We start from the raw sequence: 17,825 nt of genomic DNA on the forward strand, positions 1-17,825 counted from the left end.
CAATCATGAAAAAAATCATATTTACCGAAAATGCTCCAGCCCCTATTGGTCCATACAACCAAGCTGTTTTAAAGAACGACACACTTTATGCATCTGGTCAAATTGCTATTAATCCTCAATCAGGAGAATTGATTACAGATAATATTCTTGATGAGACCAAACAAGTAATGCAAAATATTGCTGCTATTCTAGAAGCTGCAAACATGACTTTTGATCATATTGTAAAAGCAACTATTTTTATAATAGACATGAACAATTTTGCTGCTATCAATAGCGTATATGGTTCTTATTTTGACGAAAAAACTGCTCCTGCACGCGAAACAGTTCAAGTAGCTTGCTTGCCTAAAAACGTAAATGTAGAAATTTCTATAATTGCAGTACGATAACAATTAGCATTATAATAATGTGCCAAAGTACAAAGGTAACCTGCGGCACATTATTACATCACACATACAAATCTTTCCAATCATTCTTAAAGGAAAATTTTAAATTTATTCTAAACCCAAATTCTCTGTTCTCTTTATTTTTTAAATTGATTCTGTTTTTACTTAAAAATAGAACCACATCTTCTTTATTTTTATCAAAAACACCTATTGGGTTTACGATACCTCTTTTATAAATTAAAATAGATCCGAGTAAGAAACAAAAAAACCGCCTCAAATATTGAAACGGTTCGTTATAAAATTTAATATAGATTTTTACAATTGTAACGCGATAGCATTGAGTAACAACTGTGCAGAAGCTTCATTAGTCGCCAATGGTACATTATGCACATCACAAACACGGATTAACATATTAATATCGACTTCATGAGCATGGCTTGCTAGCGGATCCTTAAAAAAGAAAACCATCTGTGTTTTACCCTCAGCTACTCTTGCAGCAATTTGAGCATCTCCTCCCATAGGGCCTGAAAGCATCTTTCGAACTTTAAAACCAGCATTTATAGCTTTACTCCCAGTAGTTCCTGTTGCGATAAGTTTAATATTTTCCTTAAGTAGGAGTGTTTTGTTTTTATTTAAAAACTGAACCATGTCTGCTTTCTTACCATCATGGGCTATAATAGCAATCTCCATACTTTTCATCTACTTTTATTTGTTAGAAATATGATATGCAATAAGCCCATCAATTGGACGTCTTAAAACATTACCTAATTTCAATTCGTATTTATCAAAAGTTTCTTGTAATTCATCTTTTAAATAGTAAGCAATTGAACCTACAAAATGAACTGGAACTTCTTTACAATTATCAAACTGTTTGATATAATTTTTAACAAATGATTTCATCCCTTTAAAGATGATTTTTCTACAAAACTCAGAGTCTTTATGCTTAATTAAGAACTTAGCAAAAGTAGCTAAATAAGCATTTGGATTTGGTTCTTTATATAATTTGTTTTTAATAAAATCCGGATCCAAGTTGTATTCTTTTGCAAATTCAACAGCCAAATCCTGAGGCATTTTATTAAAATAATATTTTCTAATTAATTCTTTCCCAAAAACATTACCACTACAATCATCCATTGCGATATAACCTAATGATTGTACTTTTTGGTACAATTGCTTACCATCAAAATAACTACAATTAGACCCTGTTCCTAAGATACTAACAATTGCTTTCTCTCCTTTTGGAGTAGTCGCATATACTGCCGCATATGTGTCTTCATGAACATCAACAATTGCGTTAACGAAATATTTTTGAAAAATTTGCGATAAAGCAATTTTCATTCTATCTGTACCACATCCTGCTCCGTAAAAGAATAAATGTGTAGCTGTGTTTTTATTTTGTAATATATCAAAACGATCATTTAATCGTGTTACGATTTCATCTCCATTAAGAATTTCAGGATTTAAACCTAAGGTTTGTGTTGTGAATAATATCTTGCCATTATCATCAATTGCTATCCAATCTGCTTTAGTAGAACCACTATCAACTATTAATTTCATTTTATTTTATTTAGTTTTCGGTTTAGTTTTTCATCTTACAATATTAAGTGTAATTATTCACATTATTGAGAGTCAAACAAAATAATAAAAAATCCCGCTATCTATTCAATAACGGGATTTTGAAATGTATATAAAATTATTTAAGACCTGCGATGTGCACAGATAAATCAATTAATTTGCTGGAGTATCCGTACTCATTATCATACCAAGATACTAATTTAAAGAAAGTAGAGTTCAATCCAATTCCTGCGTGAGCATCTACAATAGAAGTTCTAGGATCAGAAATAAAATCTTGAGACACAACTAAGTCTTCAGTATATCCTAAAATTCCTTTCATTGTAGTTTCTGATGCTTTTTTCAAAACTGCCATAATTTCTTCATATGAAGTTTCTTTAGCAACTTTTACAGTTAAATCTACAACAGAAACGTCGGCAGTAGGAACACGCATTGACATACCTGTTAATTTTCCGTTTAATGATGGGATAACTTTTCCAACAGCTTTTGCTGCTCCAGTTGATGAAGGAATAATATTTAAGTTTGCTGCACGTCCACCTCTCCAGTCTTTTCTAGAAGGACCGTCAGTTGTCATTTGGGTTGAAGTTGTTGCATGAACAGTTGTCATTAAAGCTTCTACGATTTCAAAGTTATCATGAATAACTTTAGCTAAAGGAGCCAAACAGTTTGTAGTACATGATGCATTAGAAACTACTGTATCTGAAGCTTTTGCTGTTTCGTGGTTTACTCCCATTACAAACATTGGAGCATCTGCAGATGGAGCAGAAATTATTACTTTTTTAGCACCTCCTGTAATGTGAGCATTTGCTGTTTCGATAGTTGTAAAAAAACCAGTACATTCAGCAACAACATCTACATTTACTTCATTCCATTTTAGGTTAGCTGGTTCTCTTTCTGCAGTAACACGAATATGATTTCCGTTTACAAAAAGTTTTCCTTCTTTTACCTCTACAGTTCCGTTAAAACGACCGTGAACTGAATCGTATTTTAATAAATAGGCTAAGTGATCTACATCTAACAAATCATTGATTGCTACTACCTCTACATTATCTCTATTGAAAGACTCTCTAAAAACAATTCTTCCAATTCTTCCAAATCCGTTTATTCCTAATTTTACTTTTGACATTTTTCTAAATTTTTATTTATTTTCTGTTTATTCTACTTATTTTCAAAGTCTAATTTCCTCACAATAAACTTCAATTTTATTTTTATTCTATATTTTTATGTTGACATAATTTCAGAAACGCGTAGCAATTCTCTATCTATTACAGTTTTACCCTTAATAGCCTGATCTAAAGGAGTTAACGTAACTTTATCATTTTGTAAACCAACCATATAATTTGATTTTCCTTCAAGTAAAGATTCTACAGCTTTTACGCCTAATCTACTTGCAAGAACACGGTCAAAACATGAAGGAGAGCCTCCTCTTTGCATATGTCCTAGTACAGAAACTCTAACATCATATTCTGGTAAATTAGCATCGACGTAATCTTTTAATTCAAATACGTTTTTACCAATTTTATCTCCTTCAGCAATTACAACTATACTTGATGATTTTCCTGAAGCTTTACTTTTTTGAAGTGATTCTAGTAATCTGTCTAACCCTAAATCTTCTTCAGGAATAAGAATCTCTTCTGCTCCTGCTCCAATTCCAGCGTTAAGGGCTATATGACCAGCATCTCTTCCCATAACCTCTACAAAAAACAGACGATTATGTGAACTTGCTGTATCACGTATTTTATCAATGCAATCTACAACTGTATTTAAAGCCGTATCATACCCTAAAGTGTGACTCGTACCAAAAATATCGTTATCTATTGTTCCTGGGATTCCCATTATTGGGAAATTATATTCTGAATTGAATAGTAAACCTCCAGTAAAACTTCCGTCACCTCCAATTACAACAAAAGCATCGATTCCTGCTTTTACAAGATTTTCATGTGCTTTTTTTCTACCTTCTGAAGTTTTAAATTCTAATGAACGAGCCGATTTTAAAATCGTCCCTCCTTTATTTACAATATTATTTACACTTCGAGGTCCCATCTCTTTGAAGTCACCTTCAATCATTCCTTGATAGCCTCTATAAATTCCGATACATTCGATGTTATGATAAGCACAAGTTCGAACTACTGATCGAATAGCTGCATTCATTCCTGGTGAATCTCCTCCTGATGTAAGAACACCAACTTTTTTTATTGTTTTTGGCATTATTTAAGTATTAAAGTGTAAAATTAGCAAACATTCACCACTATTTGGGCTATATTTATAAATAAGTTAATGAAAAATGTTAAATTCAAACGTTTTCGTTAATAAGTTTTCGGATACTAAAAAAAATCAATAAAATAAAAAAAGTCATTTATTTTAATTGATAATTTAAAAATAACAATACTCGATTGAATTGTTGTGAAATTTTGAATAAAATCAAATTTAAAGATAAGAAAATTAAGAGGCCTAAAAAAAATATTAACAAAACTAAAACACATTAACACATCTTAGTGTATTAATCTTCCTCAGGAACTAATCCTTGATTATTTGGTTTTACCTTTTCTTTTTCTTTTTTATTAGTTTTTTTTGACTTCGAAAAATCAAGATAATCAGGATTTATAGATGAATCCTGAAAATCATTATTAGAGTCTAAACCTTTTATTGCACGTTCTAATTTATGGTTCTTAAAGATTTTATTTACTAGTTCTTTGAACGTATCGAAATCGACTTCATAAGAAATCCCCATACCTTGGGTATAACCAATTCCTTGACCTATATAGTTAATATCATTTTCTCTATTAAATAAACGCAAGTTCATAGTTCCGTCTTCATTAACCCTGTATTGTACTTCGACATCACCTACAATAGCCGATTCGTTAATACCTCCTACCGGCACTCCTACTTTTCCGTTTATAGTAATTCTTTCATTAATTTGAGATGAAATTGTTGCTGCAAATTGACCATCTGCCTCCTGACCAAGTCTTCTATCTGCTGAAGTATATGTAAATCCAATATCAATTTTATCGCTATCTGAATGAATTATTCCACCTAATAAATTACTGGCTGTTTCGAACAAACTACTAGAAAAATCAGATTGGCTCACCCCTTCTGGGCTCAAGAATCCTCCTGAAGACAATAGATAAAGAGCTTGTGTTTGTCGAACATCTTTATCAACCAATTTATATTGAATCTCTGATTTTAACACATTACTAACTGTTGGGAAATCGATATTAAAATCAGGTTCTGGACTTGTTAAATCCCCACGAATACCAATAACTACCTCTACAGGTACTTTTTTACTAAAAGAAGAATTCTCTAATAATACTGCAGGGTTTGCCGATGTTTTATAAACTGCTTCAAGATTTAACTGCGCTTTCATTGGGTTTCCCTCCCATGAAATAGAGCCTCCTTTTTTCACAATAAACTTCTTATCGATTAATCCTCCATATTTAAAGTTATAAGTACCTTCATATGCTTGGAAATCCCCCCACATATTAAACTTACCCAAAGTATTTATTTTAAACAATAGTGATCCATATCCTTTTCCTTTCATTCCATGTCCAGAATTTCTATCTAAGATTACTTCAACTTCGGCCTCTGGTGTAATATCAAAATCAAACTCTAATTCAAGACCATTATAATTTCTTGTTGTTTCAATAATTCCATTTGCAAGATTGTATTTCTCTTTAGCAGTAACAAAATGAATGAAATTATTATCACTCATCGTTTGTGCATCGTTAATCGGAATTTTTACAGATGTTCCTTTCTCTGATTTTGCATCTACTTTAATAAACAAGGACGAAGTGGGTCCTTTAATAGTTGCTCTACCATTAATAAATGCTGTACCAAAATAAGCTGCATCTTCACTATCCTTAGTATCTAATGCTAATAATCTTTTCGAACTAATATCCAGATCTAGTTTCCAATCGGTAAAATTATTATGTTCTATCATTCCGTTTAAAATCCCTTTGGTACCGTATTTGGTATCAGTAATCGTATTATTTCTTAATAAAAACTTTTCACCGGTTACATCGACAATTGTTTTATCACTTAATTGATAATCTATATTTAAATAAGGAATTGTCATTCCTGCTTTATCTAAATACAAACGTCCATTTACATCTGGTCTTTTTAAATTTCCAATTATGGCGGCATTTCCGGAAACAAATCCTCTAATATTCGATAACACATCTCCTCCAAGAGTACTTAGGGAAGCTAAATTGAATGTGTCAAATTTTAATTGTAAATCAAGTATAGTCTCTTTATTAATAATTTCAAAACTACCAAATAGCTTAAACAGCTCCGACTTATCATTTTCTACAGATGAATTTATTGTAAACTTCCTTAGATTTTCATCTCCAATAATATTAAAATTCAATACACCTAAATTGGTCTTATTTACATTCAATTTATTTATTTGAATTGAAGCTGTTGGCTGGAAAACATCCTTTTTTTGTTTAAAATTAATCTCTCCATTAATGTCTCCATTTAAAACAAGCTTATCATTAGTTGGCGTAATTTTATTAAGATCTACATCTTTAAAGCTTAACTTCAAGTCTTTATAATCTCCATCTTTTATTTGTCCTACCAATTCTATTTGCTGATTCTCGTGAGATAAAACAATATTATCAATATTGAAATTTTTAAATCCCTTATCAAAAACTATCTGATTATCTGGCTCATCCTTTTCATTCAGATACCACATATAATCTTTAAACTTCAACTCGGATTTATTAATTCCGACAATGTTATTTTTGTTTTTATCAATAGTATGATATAAATTAAAATTAAAATAATCTTCTCCTTTTGAACCACCTTTAAACTCAGATCTTACAAATAAAGTATCCTTCATAGTCACGTTTATCAAACTAAAATCACGCACTTTATAGTACTTTGTTTTAATACTATCAAGTTCTATATAAGTATTATACAAAGGGTTTTTGTTATCTACTGCAACTCTTATATTATCAAATGTATTTTGTGCTGCTTTAATTTGAGGTGAATTAAATTTAAGCTTAAACTCTTGCTTGTCGGCATCGATTTTCCCTCTTACAACCGTATTGGTTGCAAGTTCAATATCTGGATAAAATATCTCAATTATTTTATTATAAATAGTAAAATCAAAACGTAAAAACTGACCTTTACTCACTTTTAATGGTTTATAATTGGCATATAAACTACCTACAGAGTTTGTAACTAAGTTTTCTAACTGGTTAAATTTGAATTTACCTATAATTACTCCATTGACTACATCGGTCGAATTTATTGTTATTGTGCGTATTTTATCAGCATCAAAATTTGAACTAACACTAACATTATCAAAAATATAAGTTGATTTTTGATTTTGATAAACGGCATCATTAACATTAATATTACCCTGAAGATTTTCAATTGTATTTCCAGAAACCTGAACTACTACATCTCCTTTAAAAACAGATATAGAATCTTTCATAAACTTAAGCTTGTGTAAATCCGCATTTTCAACATTAATATGAAAATCATACTTACTATCCCTTCTACTTAAATCTACCAAACCATCAAAGGTCATATTCAAATTTGGATCATTTACAGAAAGCTTCCCTTTATAATGTGGTAATTTAAAATTTCCATTTAGCACTATATTACTATAAGTATAATTATTGTAATTAAACTTCTGAACATCTCCTTTAATAACTGTATTTAAATATTTCTCTGTAAATCCTTTTCCATCGACATCAATATTAAGCGTTGTCTTCCCAATGTCCTTTCGACCTAACAAAGCACCCACATCAAAATTTTCTAAAACAATATTCCCCGAATAAGAAGCTTTATCGATAAAATCAATATTATTCATATTCAAATCGATAAGACCGTTTCCTAAATCGGTTGTCATATAAAAATCAGTATCTAATGAAGTTTTAGATACTTTTGCTTTACCATCAATCGAGAATTTCCCAATTCGTTGTAATTCTTTAGGTAATTTTTTACCTAACACATTTGGCAATAAAACCACCAAATTATCATAACTAGAAGAAAGTTTCTCGAATTTTCCATTCATTAGAAACTCTTGTCCATTTTTTCCAAAAAGATTTTTAAAATTTATGTTTCCAATTATATTAGATTTATGTAAATCAGATAATGTAAGTCGCTTAAGGTTCAGATCATTTAAAGTACCTTCTATTTTTGATTTTACTCTAAAATATTGATCTTTTCCTAACTCTTTATAAAAATAACGAATATCATTTGAACCTATATTAGCAGAATCCAACGTAACATCAAACTGAACCTTATCTGTAAATTCAGCAAAATCCTCAATATGGTAATTCAATGTAACAGCTCCTTCTATTTTAGAGTATTTAGTTAAAATAGATAATTTTTCAAGTTTCATTTGCTTCTTAGTATAGCTAAATCTTGATGTTAAATTAGCTACATACAAGCCTCTGTGGTCTAAAAATGATAATTTGTGAATCCTCGTGCTTACATCTGGTCCATGAAGTTTAAAATCACTTATATGTGTATTTAACTTTGTGAAATCGACATCTTTTGGAATGACACGATTCTCATCTGTTAAAATAAAATGTCCATTGGTAATATAAGCATCCTTTGCAGTAAGCAAGAATTTTTTAGCAGAAGGTTCTGTTGGATTTTCTGTTTCGAATGAATGAATAAAAACATCAAGATTGGTTTTCTTTTCATTTTTATAAGTTTTCAAGTTAAATAGTAAACCTGTCAAACGAATTTCACCAAAAATTAAATCCCCATCAAGAACTCTCTTGACCCCTAAAACATTTGTTTTAATTAAATCAGAATAGATTAAAGTATCTTTATGGTGATCCATTATTAAAACTTTCCTAAGTTTTACTCCACCAAAAACACTTACAGAAACTCTATCGACTGATATATGCGTACCAAAATCAGAATTTAAAGTATCGGTAATATAATTTGCTATTTTGGTTTGAACCACTGGTAAAGACAATGCGATAGCCAGTACTAACAAAAGCAGAATTAGTCCGATTAAGGAACGAGATACTATTTTTTTTATTTTTCTGATACCGATTGTTTTTTAGTTTTTCTTTAAATTTAATTTAGAGCAAACAAAGGATGGTTCCTTTGATAAAAATTCTTTAATTTTGGCTCCTACTTTTAAATAAAAAAAAATCAAAATTTGATTCGTCAAATATAATTCAAAATTCGTGCCTTTACATGCAAAATCCTGAGGTTTTTATTCTTGCTATCGAAAGTTCTTGCGATGATACTGCTGCTGCCGTTTTACTTAACGACAAAGTACTATCAAATGTTGTTGCCAACCAACTGATTCATACGCAATATGGCGGTGTTGTTCCTGAACTTGCGTCTAGGGCACACCAACAAAACATCGTCCCTGTGATTGATGCTGCACTTCGCAAAGCAAATATAAAAAAAGAACAATTATCAGCAATAGCTTTTACACAAGGCCCTGGACTTATGGGCTCATTGCTAGTAGGAAGCTCTTTTAGCAAATCATTGGCACTCGCTTTAAAAATTCCGTTAATTGCTGTTAACCATATGCATGCTCATATTCTGGCTCATTTTATCGATGAAGAAGGCTATGACAAACCAATTTTTCCGTTCTTAGCACTGACAATAAGTGGCGGCCATACACAAGTTATTAAAGTAAATAGTTTTTTTGATATGCAAATTATTGGAGAAACAACTGATGATGCCGTTGGTGAAGCATTTGATAAAAGTGCCAAAATTTTAGGACTTCCCTACCCTGGTGGTCCGCTTATCGACAAATATGCACAATTAGGCAACCCTAAAGCATTTGCTTTTACAAAACCAAAAGTTCCTGGACTAGACTTTAGTTTCTCCGGTTTAAAAACGGCTATTTTATATTTTATCCAAAAGAAAAAATTAGAAAACCCAAATTTCATAGAAGAAAACCTAAATGACATTTGTGCTTCTATTCAATATACAATTATCGAAATTTTAATGGACAAATTAAAATTGGCTGTAAAGGAAACTGGAATTTCTCAGATAGCAATTGGCGGTGGAGTTTCGGCTAATTCTGGCATAAGAAATAGACTGAAAGAAAGCGAAAAAAAACACGGTTGGAAAACGTATATTCCTAAATTTGAATACACTACCGATAATGCTGCAATGATTGGAATTGTGGGTTATCAAAAATATTTATCAGAACAATTTGAAACAGCAGCTGTTGTTTCTAAAGCACGAATACAATTTTAAACTATGCAATTATTTTACAACCCTAATATTGACGAAACAACTCAGGAATTTTCTTTTGACAAAGAAGAAAGCAAACACATTATAAAAGTTTTACGAAAAAAAGATTCTGATATATTACATGTTACAAATGGATTAGGCTATTTATTTGAAACCGAAATCACATTGGCTTCTGATAATAAGTGTACTGTGAAGATAATTTCATTTGAAAAAGCTCCTGAGCCAAAATATCGTTTGCATCTTGCTGTTGCTCCAACAAAAATGAATGATCGTTACGAATGGTTTCTAGAAAAAGCTACTGAAATAGGAATTCATGAAATTACTCCTATCATTTGCGATAGATCTGAGCGTAAAGTAATTAATATGGAGCGTTTCGAAAAAATAATTTTATCAGCAATGAAACAATCAAACGAATTATATCTTCCTAAACTTAATGAGGCTATTTCGTTTAAGGAATTTATAAAACGTAAAAATGAAGGACTGCAATTAATTGCACATTGTGAAGAAACTGATAAAAAATCGCTGAAATCAATTTTAAAACCAAATGAGAATATTACATTACTTATTGGTCCTGAAGGAGATTTTTCGGAAAAGGAAATCGCTTTAGCCATCGAAAACAACTTTCAACCAGTATCATTAGGTAATACCAGATTACGTACAGAAACCGCAGCAATGGTTGCTTGCCATAGTGTTGCTTTTTTTAATGAAACAATTTAGATATAAAAAATACTAATTTTTGACTTAGTCATCATGAAGAAACTTTTTTTGCTTTTTTTATTTATCTCCATCTCTTCTTTTTCACAAGAAATTGCGTTATTAAAATATAGTGGCGGAGGTGATTGGTATGCAAATCCTACTTCATTACCTAATTTGATAAAGTTTTGTAATGCTAATATAAATACCCGTATTAAAGCTAAACCAGGAACTGTAGAACCTAGCAATCCAGATTTACTATCCTACCCTTTTGTGCACATGACTGGTCACGGAAATGTTGTTTTTAACGATGCAGATGTGACTAACCTTCGCAATTATTTATATGGTGGAGGATTTCTTCATATTGATGATAATTATGGAATGGACCAATACATCCGAAAAGAAATAAAAAAAATATTTCCAAACAATGATTTGATTGAACTTCCTGCTAATCATGCTATTTTTCAAAAACCTTTTCTTTTTTCTAGTGGTTTACCTAAAATTCATGAACATGACGGAAAAAGACCTCAGGCATTTGGGATTTTCATCAAAAACAAACTCGTATTACTTTATACCTTCCAATGTGACCTTGGTGATGGCTGGGAAGATGCCGAAGTTCATAACGACCCTCTTGAAATACGCCAAAAAGCATTAAAAATGGGAGCAAACATTATCAATTATATCTTTACCAATTAATTTAAGTCAAGTGCAATTAACACACGAAGAAATACAATTCGAAAGAAAAACGTTTCCAATAACTCTAGTTTGTGATCATATTTATTTTCAGCAAAATATTGGTTCTCTTTTTAGAATAAGTGAAGCCTTTGGAGTTGAAAATATTATTTTTTTAGGAAAAGATATCCCTCTAAATCCAAGAAAAATCAATAAAACTTCAAGAAGTACTCACCTTCATGTACCGCATATAGTAATCGAAGATACTAACGAACTTATCAATCATTTACTTCAAGATAACTTCGAAATTATTGCTTTAGAAATTGCAAGCAACAGCAAGCCTTTAAAAGAAGTAAAGATTCCTGAAAAACAAAAAATTGCTCTTTTAATTGGAAGTGAAATTGATGGGGTTTCAACTGAACTTTTAAAAATTTCAAATCAAATTGTTCATATTAATATGTTTGGGAAAAACAGTAGTATGAATGTTGTTCAAGCTGCCAGTATAGCTTTATATGAATTAACTTCTTTATAAAGGATTAAGTCCCTAAATAGTAATAGCATATTCAATAAAAAGAGAAGAAGTAATTAAATACCAACCTGATGAATTGATATTTTTTAATTTATTTACTCATGAATGGATTGATAATTTAAACTTTACATTCAGTCCTCAAGACTTTTGCCAAATGCAGATCCATACATACAAGTAGCAAAAGAATTATTCTGAAAAGCTGGTTGGAATGGAGATGGTAAAATACAACTCATTTGGATACCTCCTTTTATGCTTTCGTCTGAATTTACTCTAAATGAAGAAGCATTGGGTATGATAGTATGGCATGTTAAACAGGAAGAAGATGGAATTTCATGGTTGCTTTCACCTAGAAAAATCTCTTCCATTTAGACATTAAATATGCTTTATAAATTCTCTAATCTAATTTTCTAAAAAAGTATTCACAAACAACATAAAAAACAACATTACAACTCACATCAAATTAAACAAAGAAAGAATTTTCTTTATAATTTTAAATAATTAATTTTAGTAAGAACTACGCCATGCAAGGGATTATAAAATTCTTATAAATAAAATAATAATAAAATTTTGGTTGTTAAAATATTTGTTATAAAATTGCATTAATTATTAACTAAACTTAATTTTTATAACAAACCCCCAAACTATTATGAAAAAAAATTGTTTTATCTGCATTTATAGCATTAATGCTATTCTCATGTCAAAACGACCAAACAGAAGCTACAACTTCAGAAGCTTCAGCAATTACTCAACGTGGTTGTGCAACTCAAGATGTGCTTGAAGCTCAATTAAAAGCCGATCCTACTTTGGCTATTAGAATGAATGAAATTGAAGCATTTACACAAAACAAAATACTAAGTGGTAAATTGGTAAATGGAAAAGTTCAAATTCCTGTTGTAGTTAATGTATTATACAGAACTGCTGCAGAAAACATTTCTGATGCGCAAATCCAAACACAAATTGATGTCCTGAACAAAGATTTCAATGCTGCTAACTCTGATTACGGAAGCGTTCCTGCATTATTTGCAGGAGTTAAAGCTAACGTTGGAATTAGTTTTGTTTTAGATCAAATCATCAGAAAATCAACAACAAAAACTTCATGGGGAACTAATGATGCCATGAAAAAAACTGCTTCTGGCGGTCTTAACCCAACATCTCCAACTACTAAGCTTAACTTATGGGCTTGTAAAATTGGTGGTGGAATATTAGGTTATGCTCAATTTCCTGGTGGAGCTTCTGCTACAGACGGAGTTGTAATTGACTCTCAATATTTCGGATTATCTGGTGCTGGTGCAGCTCCTTATAACTTAGGTAGAACTGGAACTCACGAAGTGGGTCACTGGATGAACTTACGTCATATTTGGGGAGATGCGAATTGCGGAAACGATCAAGTAGCAGATACTCCAGTTCATAACACTGCTAATTATGGAATACCTGCATACCCTCATTATAGCACATGTACAGGAACTCCTGTAGAAATGACTATGAACTACATGGATTATACAGACGATGCCGGAATGTATATGTTTACAACAGGTCAAAAAAACAAAATGGCAGCCATATTCTTAACAGGAGGTCCTAGAGCTGCTTTTGGTATCTAAAAATAAAACCTTATAAATCAACATGTTAATAATTATTAAAAGCGAGATCATTAAATCTCGCTTTTTTTAGTTTAAGAATGTAATCCTTCCCTCATTTTTTCTATATTTATGCTCTAAAGAAAGATAAACTATGATTACATCTAAAGTGATTTCAAACGGGATTTTAAGAGCTATTGCAACTATTTTGGGAATATCGCTGATTTTGTATTTTTTATATGAAATACAGACCGTAATAGTCTACTTATGCGTTTCCCTCATATTATGTTTAATAGCAAGTCCCTTTGTAAAATTCTTAAAAGAAAAATTAAAATTTAGCAGTTCATTTGCTGCTATAACAACTATTGTATTTTTCATCTTATTAATGATTGGTTTTATACTATTATTTGTTCCGTTGATAATATCGCAAGCTAATAACTTATCACTTCTTGACACAGATAGTCTACAAAAGCAATTTATATTAATTGAGCGTGATTTTGAAAATTATTTTAATTTACAACACCTTGATTTTCAATCGCTATTAAAAAATTCAGAAATAACTTCTAAACTAGACTTTAGCTACTTTACATCCTTCATTAATACAGTTCTAAACACATTAGCAGGTTTTGGTATGGGATTAGTATCTGTGTTTTTTATTACGTTCTTTTTTATTAAAGATCAAAATATATTTAAAGAAAATGCAAAAAGAATTCTTCCTGATAACAATGAAGATAAAATTCTTAACTCAATCACGAAGATAAACCATTTACTGACACGCTACTTTATAGGCCTACTGATACAATTAACAGTAGTATTTATTCTATATTTTATTGTACTTGTAATTTTCGGTAGTGAAAATGCATTTGTGATTGCTTTTTTATGTGCAGTACTAAATATCATTCCATATATAGGGCCTATAATAGGAACTATCCTAGCAGCTATATTAACAATGTTGAGTTTAATTGGTGGCGATTTTCAAACAGAAATTTTACCTAAAACTATATATATAGTAATTGGATTTTTATTGGTTCAGGCAATTGACAATAATATTAGCCAACCAATTATTTCATCAAAAAGTGTAAATTCGCATCCGTTAGAAATATTCTTAATTACTTTAATTAGCGGAATAACTTTTGGAATTGTCGGAATGATTATTGCAATCCCGTTTTATACTTGCCTAAAAGTGATTGCCAAAGAATTTTTCCCTAACAATAAAGTTGTTATTGTACTAACTGAAAAAATATAGCCTTGAATTTAGCCCTTTTACATCATTCTGTTCAGGATTTTATAAATAAAAAAGTAAATGAATCTATTTCAAAATTAGCACTTCAAAAAAATCCTTTTCCAGAAATAGAATGGATTGCAATTTTGAATCAGATTGAGGCTAAAACAAAAGCAAAAGATAAATTACCTACTTGGTTTACTACCGAAAATATACTTTATCCAAGTAAAATTTCGGTAGAGCAAACCTCTTCTGAAAAAACAGCACAATATAAAGCCAGTTTAGTATCAGGAGATAGTTTAATTGATCTAACAGGAGGTTTTGGTGTTGATGATTATTATTTCTCCAAAAAAATAAAAAACGTAGCACATTGTGAGATAAGCCCCGATTTATCCGCAATTGTACAACATAACTTCAAACAGTTAAATATCAATAATTATATCTGTTATCCTGAAGATAGTTTTGAGGTTTTAAAAAAACTAAATAAAAAATGGGACTGGATTTATATTGACCCCTCCAGACGAAATGATGCCAAAGGCAAAGTGTTCATGCTAAAGGATTGCTTGCCGAATGTTCCGCATTTATTAGATTTTTATTTTGAGTACTCTAATTCTATTTTAATAAAAACAGCGCCTTTATTAGATATATCAGCTGGACTTTCAGAACTCAAAAATGTAAAAAATATTCATATAATTGCTGTCGAAAATGAGGTTAAAGAATTACTCTGGGAAATTCACAAAGGGTATTCAGGAAATATAACTCTTAGTACTGCAAATATTTTAAAAGACAAAACAGAATCTTTTGAATTTACACTAAACGAAGAGCCTGAATTTGTTAGCTACAGCTTACCTCATAAATACTTATATGAACCCAATGGTGCGATCATGAAATCAGGCGGATTTGATGAAGTAAGCTCTTTTTACAAAATAGATAAACTACATAAACACTCTCATTTATATACTTCAGACGAGTTAATTGCTTTTCCAGGAAGAATATTTGAGATTAAAGAAGCAATTTCGTATACCAAAAATGAAATGAAGCTCCATCTTTCTAATCAACAGGCTAATATAACTACTCGAAACTTTCCTGATAATGTAGAAACTATTCGAAAAAAATGGAAAATAAAAGATGGAGGAAATTTGTATTGTTTTTTTACAACTGACAGAAATAACAATAAAATAGTTTTAATTTGTAAAAAAATATAACAAAATGAAACAACTAATTACTTTAACTTTTTTCTTATTAACATTTAATTTATTTGCACAAAAAAATTGTGAATATAGTGTAAACGTTACCGATTCCTTAGGAACATACAAATCCACAAAGGAAACAATGATTTCTGAAAAAAACTTTGCAGGAACATCAAGTTATATCTTTTTCTCTTTGGCATTAACTGATGGTTTACCAACTTTAAATATGCAAATGATAAAAAAAAGTAAAGACTTTACAAAGGCTAACTGCTTTGATAAAAACTCAAGATTATATTTACAATTAAGCAATGGGAAAATTGTTACTTTGATTCATCTCGATCAAGAAAGTTGTGGAACATTAATTCGTGATGACAAAGGATTTGACAATCGTGTAAACACTGGAATTTTTATGTTTATGAAAGATAATTTTGAAGATTTAAAAAATTCTCCAATCTCAATGATTCGTATTAAATACTTAACTGATGTGGAAGATTATGTTCTAAAAAAAGAATTCACATCGGAACTAGATAATAAAGTCTATCATCCTGAAAGTTACTTTATTAATAATATAAAATGTGTAGAGTAAGGTTAATCACAATTCCATTTTGTATTTGATACTTTATCATTAAGTCCAGCTTTTAAATTATAATGCCACCATTCTGAATCAAAGGAATTGAAATTATTTTTTATCATTATTTTTTTCAATAATTGTCGGTTTGCTTTAATAGCATCTAATAAATTCACATAACTGTGACTGGCTTCTTTTCCAAAAAAATCAAAAGAAGTTCCCATATCTAATTCCTTACCATTACTATCAACAAGCGTAATATCAACGGCTCCTCCTCTATTATGGATGGAGCCTTTTTTTGGATCTGCAACATATTTAGGATTAGAAACTATTTCCCACATCCTTTTTTGGATAAATAAAGGCCTGTAACAATCAAATAACTTGATTTTATATCCTTTCTTCATAAAACTTTTATTTGCCTCTACTAATGCTTTAACTGTTTTTAAACGCAAAAAACATTCAGCACAATCATATACTTTTGCTTTAAGAAAATTATCTTCTGTGGCATATTTCATATCATACACAAAATCACCGCTGTAATCCTTTAAATTAACAAAGGTTGTATCTGCAATTACCTGATCGATATTATTTGCATATGTCTTACTCTGAGCATTTGTAGAAATTATTCCTAAGATATAGAGTAAAAGAAATAAAGTTCTGTTGAATTTTGGCATGGAATTGGCATTTTAGATTGTACATTTTTATCAAAAGTAAATATAGGTAATAAATAAATCGAAACTAGAAATTGAAGCTCACTTCATTCGATTAAATTTATTCTTAAAACAGCTTTTAAAACTATCGTATAAATCAAAAAACAGTGTATCATGAAACGATTTACTTTGTTATTATTTTTCCTCCCATTTTTAGGAATCGCTCAAGAAATAAACTATTCTGAACCTTCTCAATTTATCGAGAAAGCTTGTTCTGTTCAAATTAATTTGGTCGAAAGCGAAAAGACTATTTTTAAATCTGGACTTGGAGAAACTGTATCATTTTATCCAGCGGAGATTATTGAATTGAATCAAAATCAAAAAAAAATGAGCGGAATAGAGGTTGAAAGTACTTTTATCACAAAGCAATATCAGAATAAACAAGACCAATTCACCAAAGAAACCGCATGAATAGGTATTGATGAAATTCCAGGATTAATCAACTGGCTTGAAAGTTATATAATTCCAAATTTATCTAATCCTAACGGGAGGAAAAAGACAGTAAAATATATCTTTAACACTAAA

17 protein-coding genes are annotated in these 17,825 nt (G+C 30.4%); 10 read left to right on the forward strand and 7 right to left on the reverse strand.

What is annotated here, in order from left to right; genetic code table 11:
* The first annotated feature begins 5 nt into the window (after nucleotides 1–5).
* On the forward strand, nucleotides 6–386 hold the full coding sequence (locus tag IUY40_RS12735; RefSeq protein ID WP_195737248.1) for a RidA family protein: 381 nt from the start codon (nucleotides 6–8) through the stop codon (nucleotides 384–386).
* 312 nt (nucleotides 387–698) lie between these two features.
* Here the strand turns inward: IUY40_RS12735 and IUY40_RS12740 are convergent, their stop codons facing one another.
* The 5 genes from IUY40_RS12740 to IUY40_RS12760 form a co-directional block, all read right to left on the reverse strand.
* Nucleotides 699–1,073, reverse strand: a complete 375-nt coding sequence (locus IUY40_RS12740) for a methylglyoxal synthase (RefSeq protein WP_195737351.1) — start codon at nucleotides 1,071–1,073, stop codon at nucleotides 699–701.
* 15 nt (nucleotides 1,074–1,088) lie between these two features.
* Nucleotides 1,089–1,940, reverse strand: coding sequence for an N-acetylglucosamine kinase (locus IUY40_RS12745; protein ID WP_195737249.1), 852 nt, complete (start codon nucleotides 1,938–1,940; stop codon nucleotides 1,089–1,091).
* A 136-nt stretch (nucleotides 1,941–2,076) separates the two neighbouring features.
* On the reverse strand, nucleotides 2,077–3,081 hold the full coding sequence (gap, locus tag IUY40_RS12750) for a type I glyceraldehyde-3-phosphate dehydrogenase (RefSeq protein WP_195737250.1): 1,005 nt from the start codon (nucleotides 3,079–3,081) through the stop codon (nucleotides 2,077–2,079).
* A 95-nt stretch (nucleotides 3,082–3,176) separates the two neighbouring features.
* Nucleotides 3,177–4,163 (reverse strand): 6-phosphofructokinase, encoded by a 987-nt coding sequence (pfkA, locus tag IUY40_RS12755; RefSeq protein WP_195737251.1) that lies wholly within the window; start codon nucleotides 4,161–4,163, stop codon nucleotides 3,177–3,179.
* Between the two features lie 292 nt (nucleotides 4,164–4,455).
* A complete protein-coding gene (locus tag IUY40_RS12760; protein WP_229335546.1) occupies nucleotides 4,456–8,916 on the reverse strand; it encodes a translocation/assembly module TamB domain-containing protein in 4,461 nt (1,486 codons plus the stop codon).
* A gap of 206 nt (nucleotides 8,917–9,122) precedes the next feature.
* On the opposite strand from IUY40_RS12760, the gene tsaD reads away from it, so the two are divergent.
* The 4 genes from tsaD to IUY40_RS12780 are packed head-to-tail and all read left to right on the forward strand — an operon-like array spanning nucleotide 9,123 to nucleotide 12,039.
* Nucleotides 9,123–10,145: a tRNA (adenosine(37)-N6)-threonylcarbamoyltransferase complex transferase subunit TsaD gene (gene tsaD, locus IUY40_RS12765; RefSeq protein WP_195737252.1), complete on the forward strand. Its 1,023-nt coding sequence runs from the start codon at nucleotides 9,123–9,125 to the stop codon at nucleotides 10,143–10,145.
* A 3-nt stretch (nucleotides 10,146–10,148) separates the two neighbouring features.
* On the forward strand, nucleotides 10,149–10,859 hold the full coding sequence (locus IUY40_RS12770) for a 16S rRNA (uracil(1498)-N(3))-methyltransferase (protein WP_195737253.1): 711 nt from the start codon (nucleotides 10,149–10,151) through the stop codon (nucleotides 10,857–10,859).
* Between the two features lie 33 nt (nucleotides 10,860–10,892).
* A complete protein-coding gene (locus IUY40_RS12775) occupies nucleotides 10,893–11,531 on the forward strand; it encodes a DUF4159 domain-containing protein (RefSeq protein ID WP_195737254.1) in 639 nt (212 codons plus the stop codon).
* 10 nt (nucleotides 11,532–11,541) lie between these two features.
* Nucleotides 11,542–12,039: a TrmH family RNA methyltransferase gene (locus tag IUY40_RS12780; RefSeq protein ID WP_195737255.1), complete on the forward strand. Its 498-nt coding sequence runs from the start codon at nucleotides 11,542–11,544 to the stop codon at nucleotides 12,037–12,039.
* Between the two features lie 128 nt (nucleotides 12,040–12,167).
* On the opposite strand, the gene IUY40_RS12785 is transcribed toward IUY40_RS12780, so the two are convergent.
* Entirely contained in the window at nucleotides 12,168–12,401 is a 234-nt protein-coding gene (locus IUY40_RS12785) for a hypothetical protein (RefSeq protein WP_195737256.1), read from the reverse strand.
* A 318-nt stretch (nucleotides 12,402–12,719) separates the two neighbouring features.
* On the opposite strand from IUY40_RS12785, the gene IUY40_RS12790 reads away from it, so the two are divergent.
* From IUY40_RS12790 to IUY40_RS12805, 4 genes are all read left to right on the forward strand, one after another.
* Nucleotides 12,720–13,634, forward strand: coding sequence for a zinc metalloprotease (locus IUY40_RS12790; protein ID WP_195737257.1), 915 nt, complete (start codon nucleotides 12,720–12,722; stop codon nucleotides 13,632–13,634).
* 130 nt (nucleotides 13,635–13,764) lie between these two features.
* Nucleotides 13,765–14,856, forward strand: coding sequence for an AI-2E family transporter (locus IUY40_RS12795; RefSeq protein ID WP_195737258.1), 1,092 nt, complete (start codon nucleotides 13,765–13,767; stop codon nucleotides 14,854–14,856).
* Between the two features lie 2 nt (nucleotides 14,857–14,858).
* Nucleotides 14,859–16,037, forward strand: a complete 1,179-nt coding sequence (locus IUY40_RS12800; RefSeq protein ID WP_195737259.1) for a class I SAM-dependent methyltransferase — start codon at nucleotides 14,859–14,861, stop codon at nucleotides 16,035–16,037.
* Nucleotides 16,038–16,041: 4 nt separating this feature from the next.
* The gene (locus tag IUY40_RS12805) at nucleotides 16,042–16,608 is read left to right on the forward strand and encodes a hypothetical protein (RefSeq protein WP_195737260.1); all 567 of its coding nucleotides are present in this window, start codon (nucleotides 16,042–16,044) and stop codon (nucleotides 16,606–16,608) included.
* A 2-nt stretch (nucleotides 16,609–16,610) separates the two neighbouring features.
* Here the strand turns inward: IUY40_RS12805 and IUY40_RS12810 are convergent, their stop codons facing one another.
* Complete coding sequence (locus tag IUY40_RS12810) at nucleotides 16,611–17,264, reverse strand: M15 family metallopeptidase (RefSeq protein ID WP_195737261.1); 654 nt, start codon at nucleotides 17,262–17,264, stop codon at nucleotides 16,611–16,613.
* A gap of 150 nt (nucleotides 17,265–17,414) precedes the next feature.
* On the opposite strand from IUY40_RS12810, the gene IUY40_RS12815 reads away from it, so the two are divergent.
* A complete protein-coding gene (locus IUY40_RS12815) occupies nucleotides 17,415–17,711 on the forward strand; it encodes a hypothetical protein (protein WP_195737262.1) in 297 nt (98 codons plus the stop codon).
* Nucleotides 17,712–17,825 lie beyond the last annotated feature (114 nt).

Source organism: Flavobacterium sp. ALJ2 (assembly GCF_015594725.1).
Taxonomy (GTDB): Bacteria; Bacteroidota; Bacteroidia; order Flavobacteriales; family Flavobacteriaceae; genus Flavobacterium.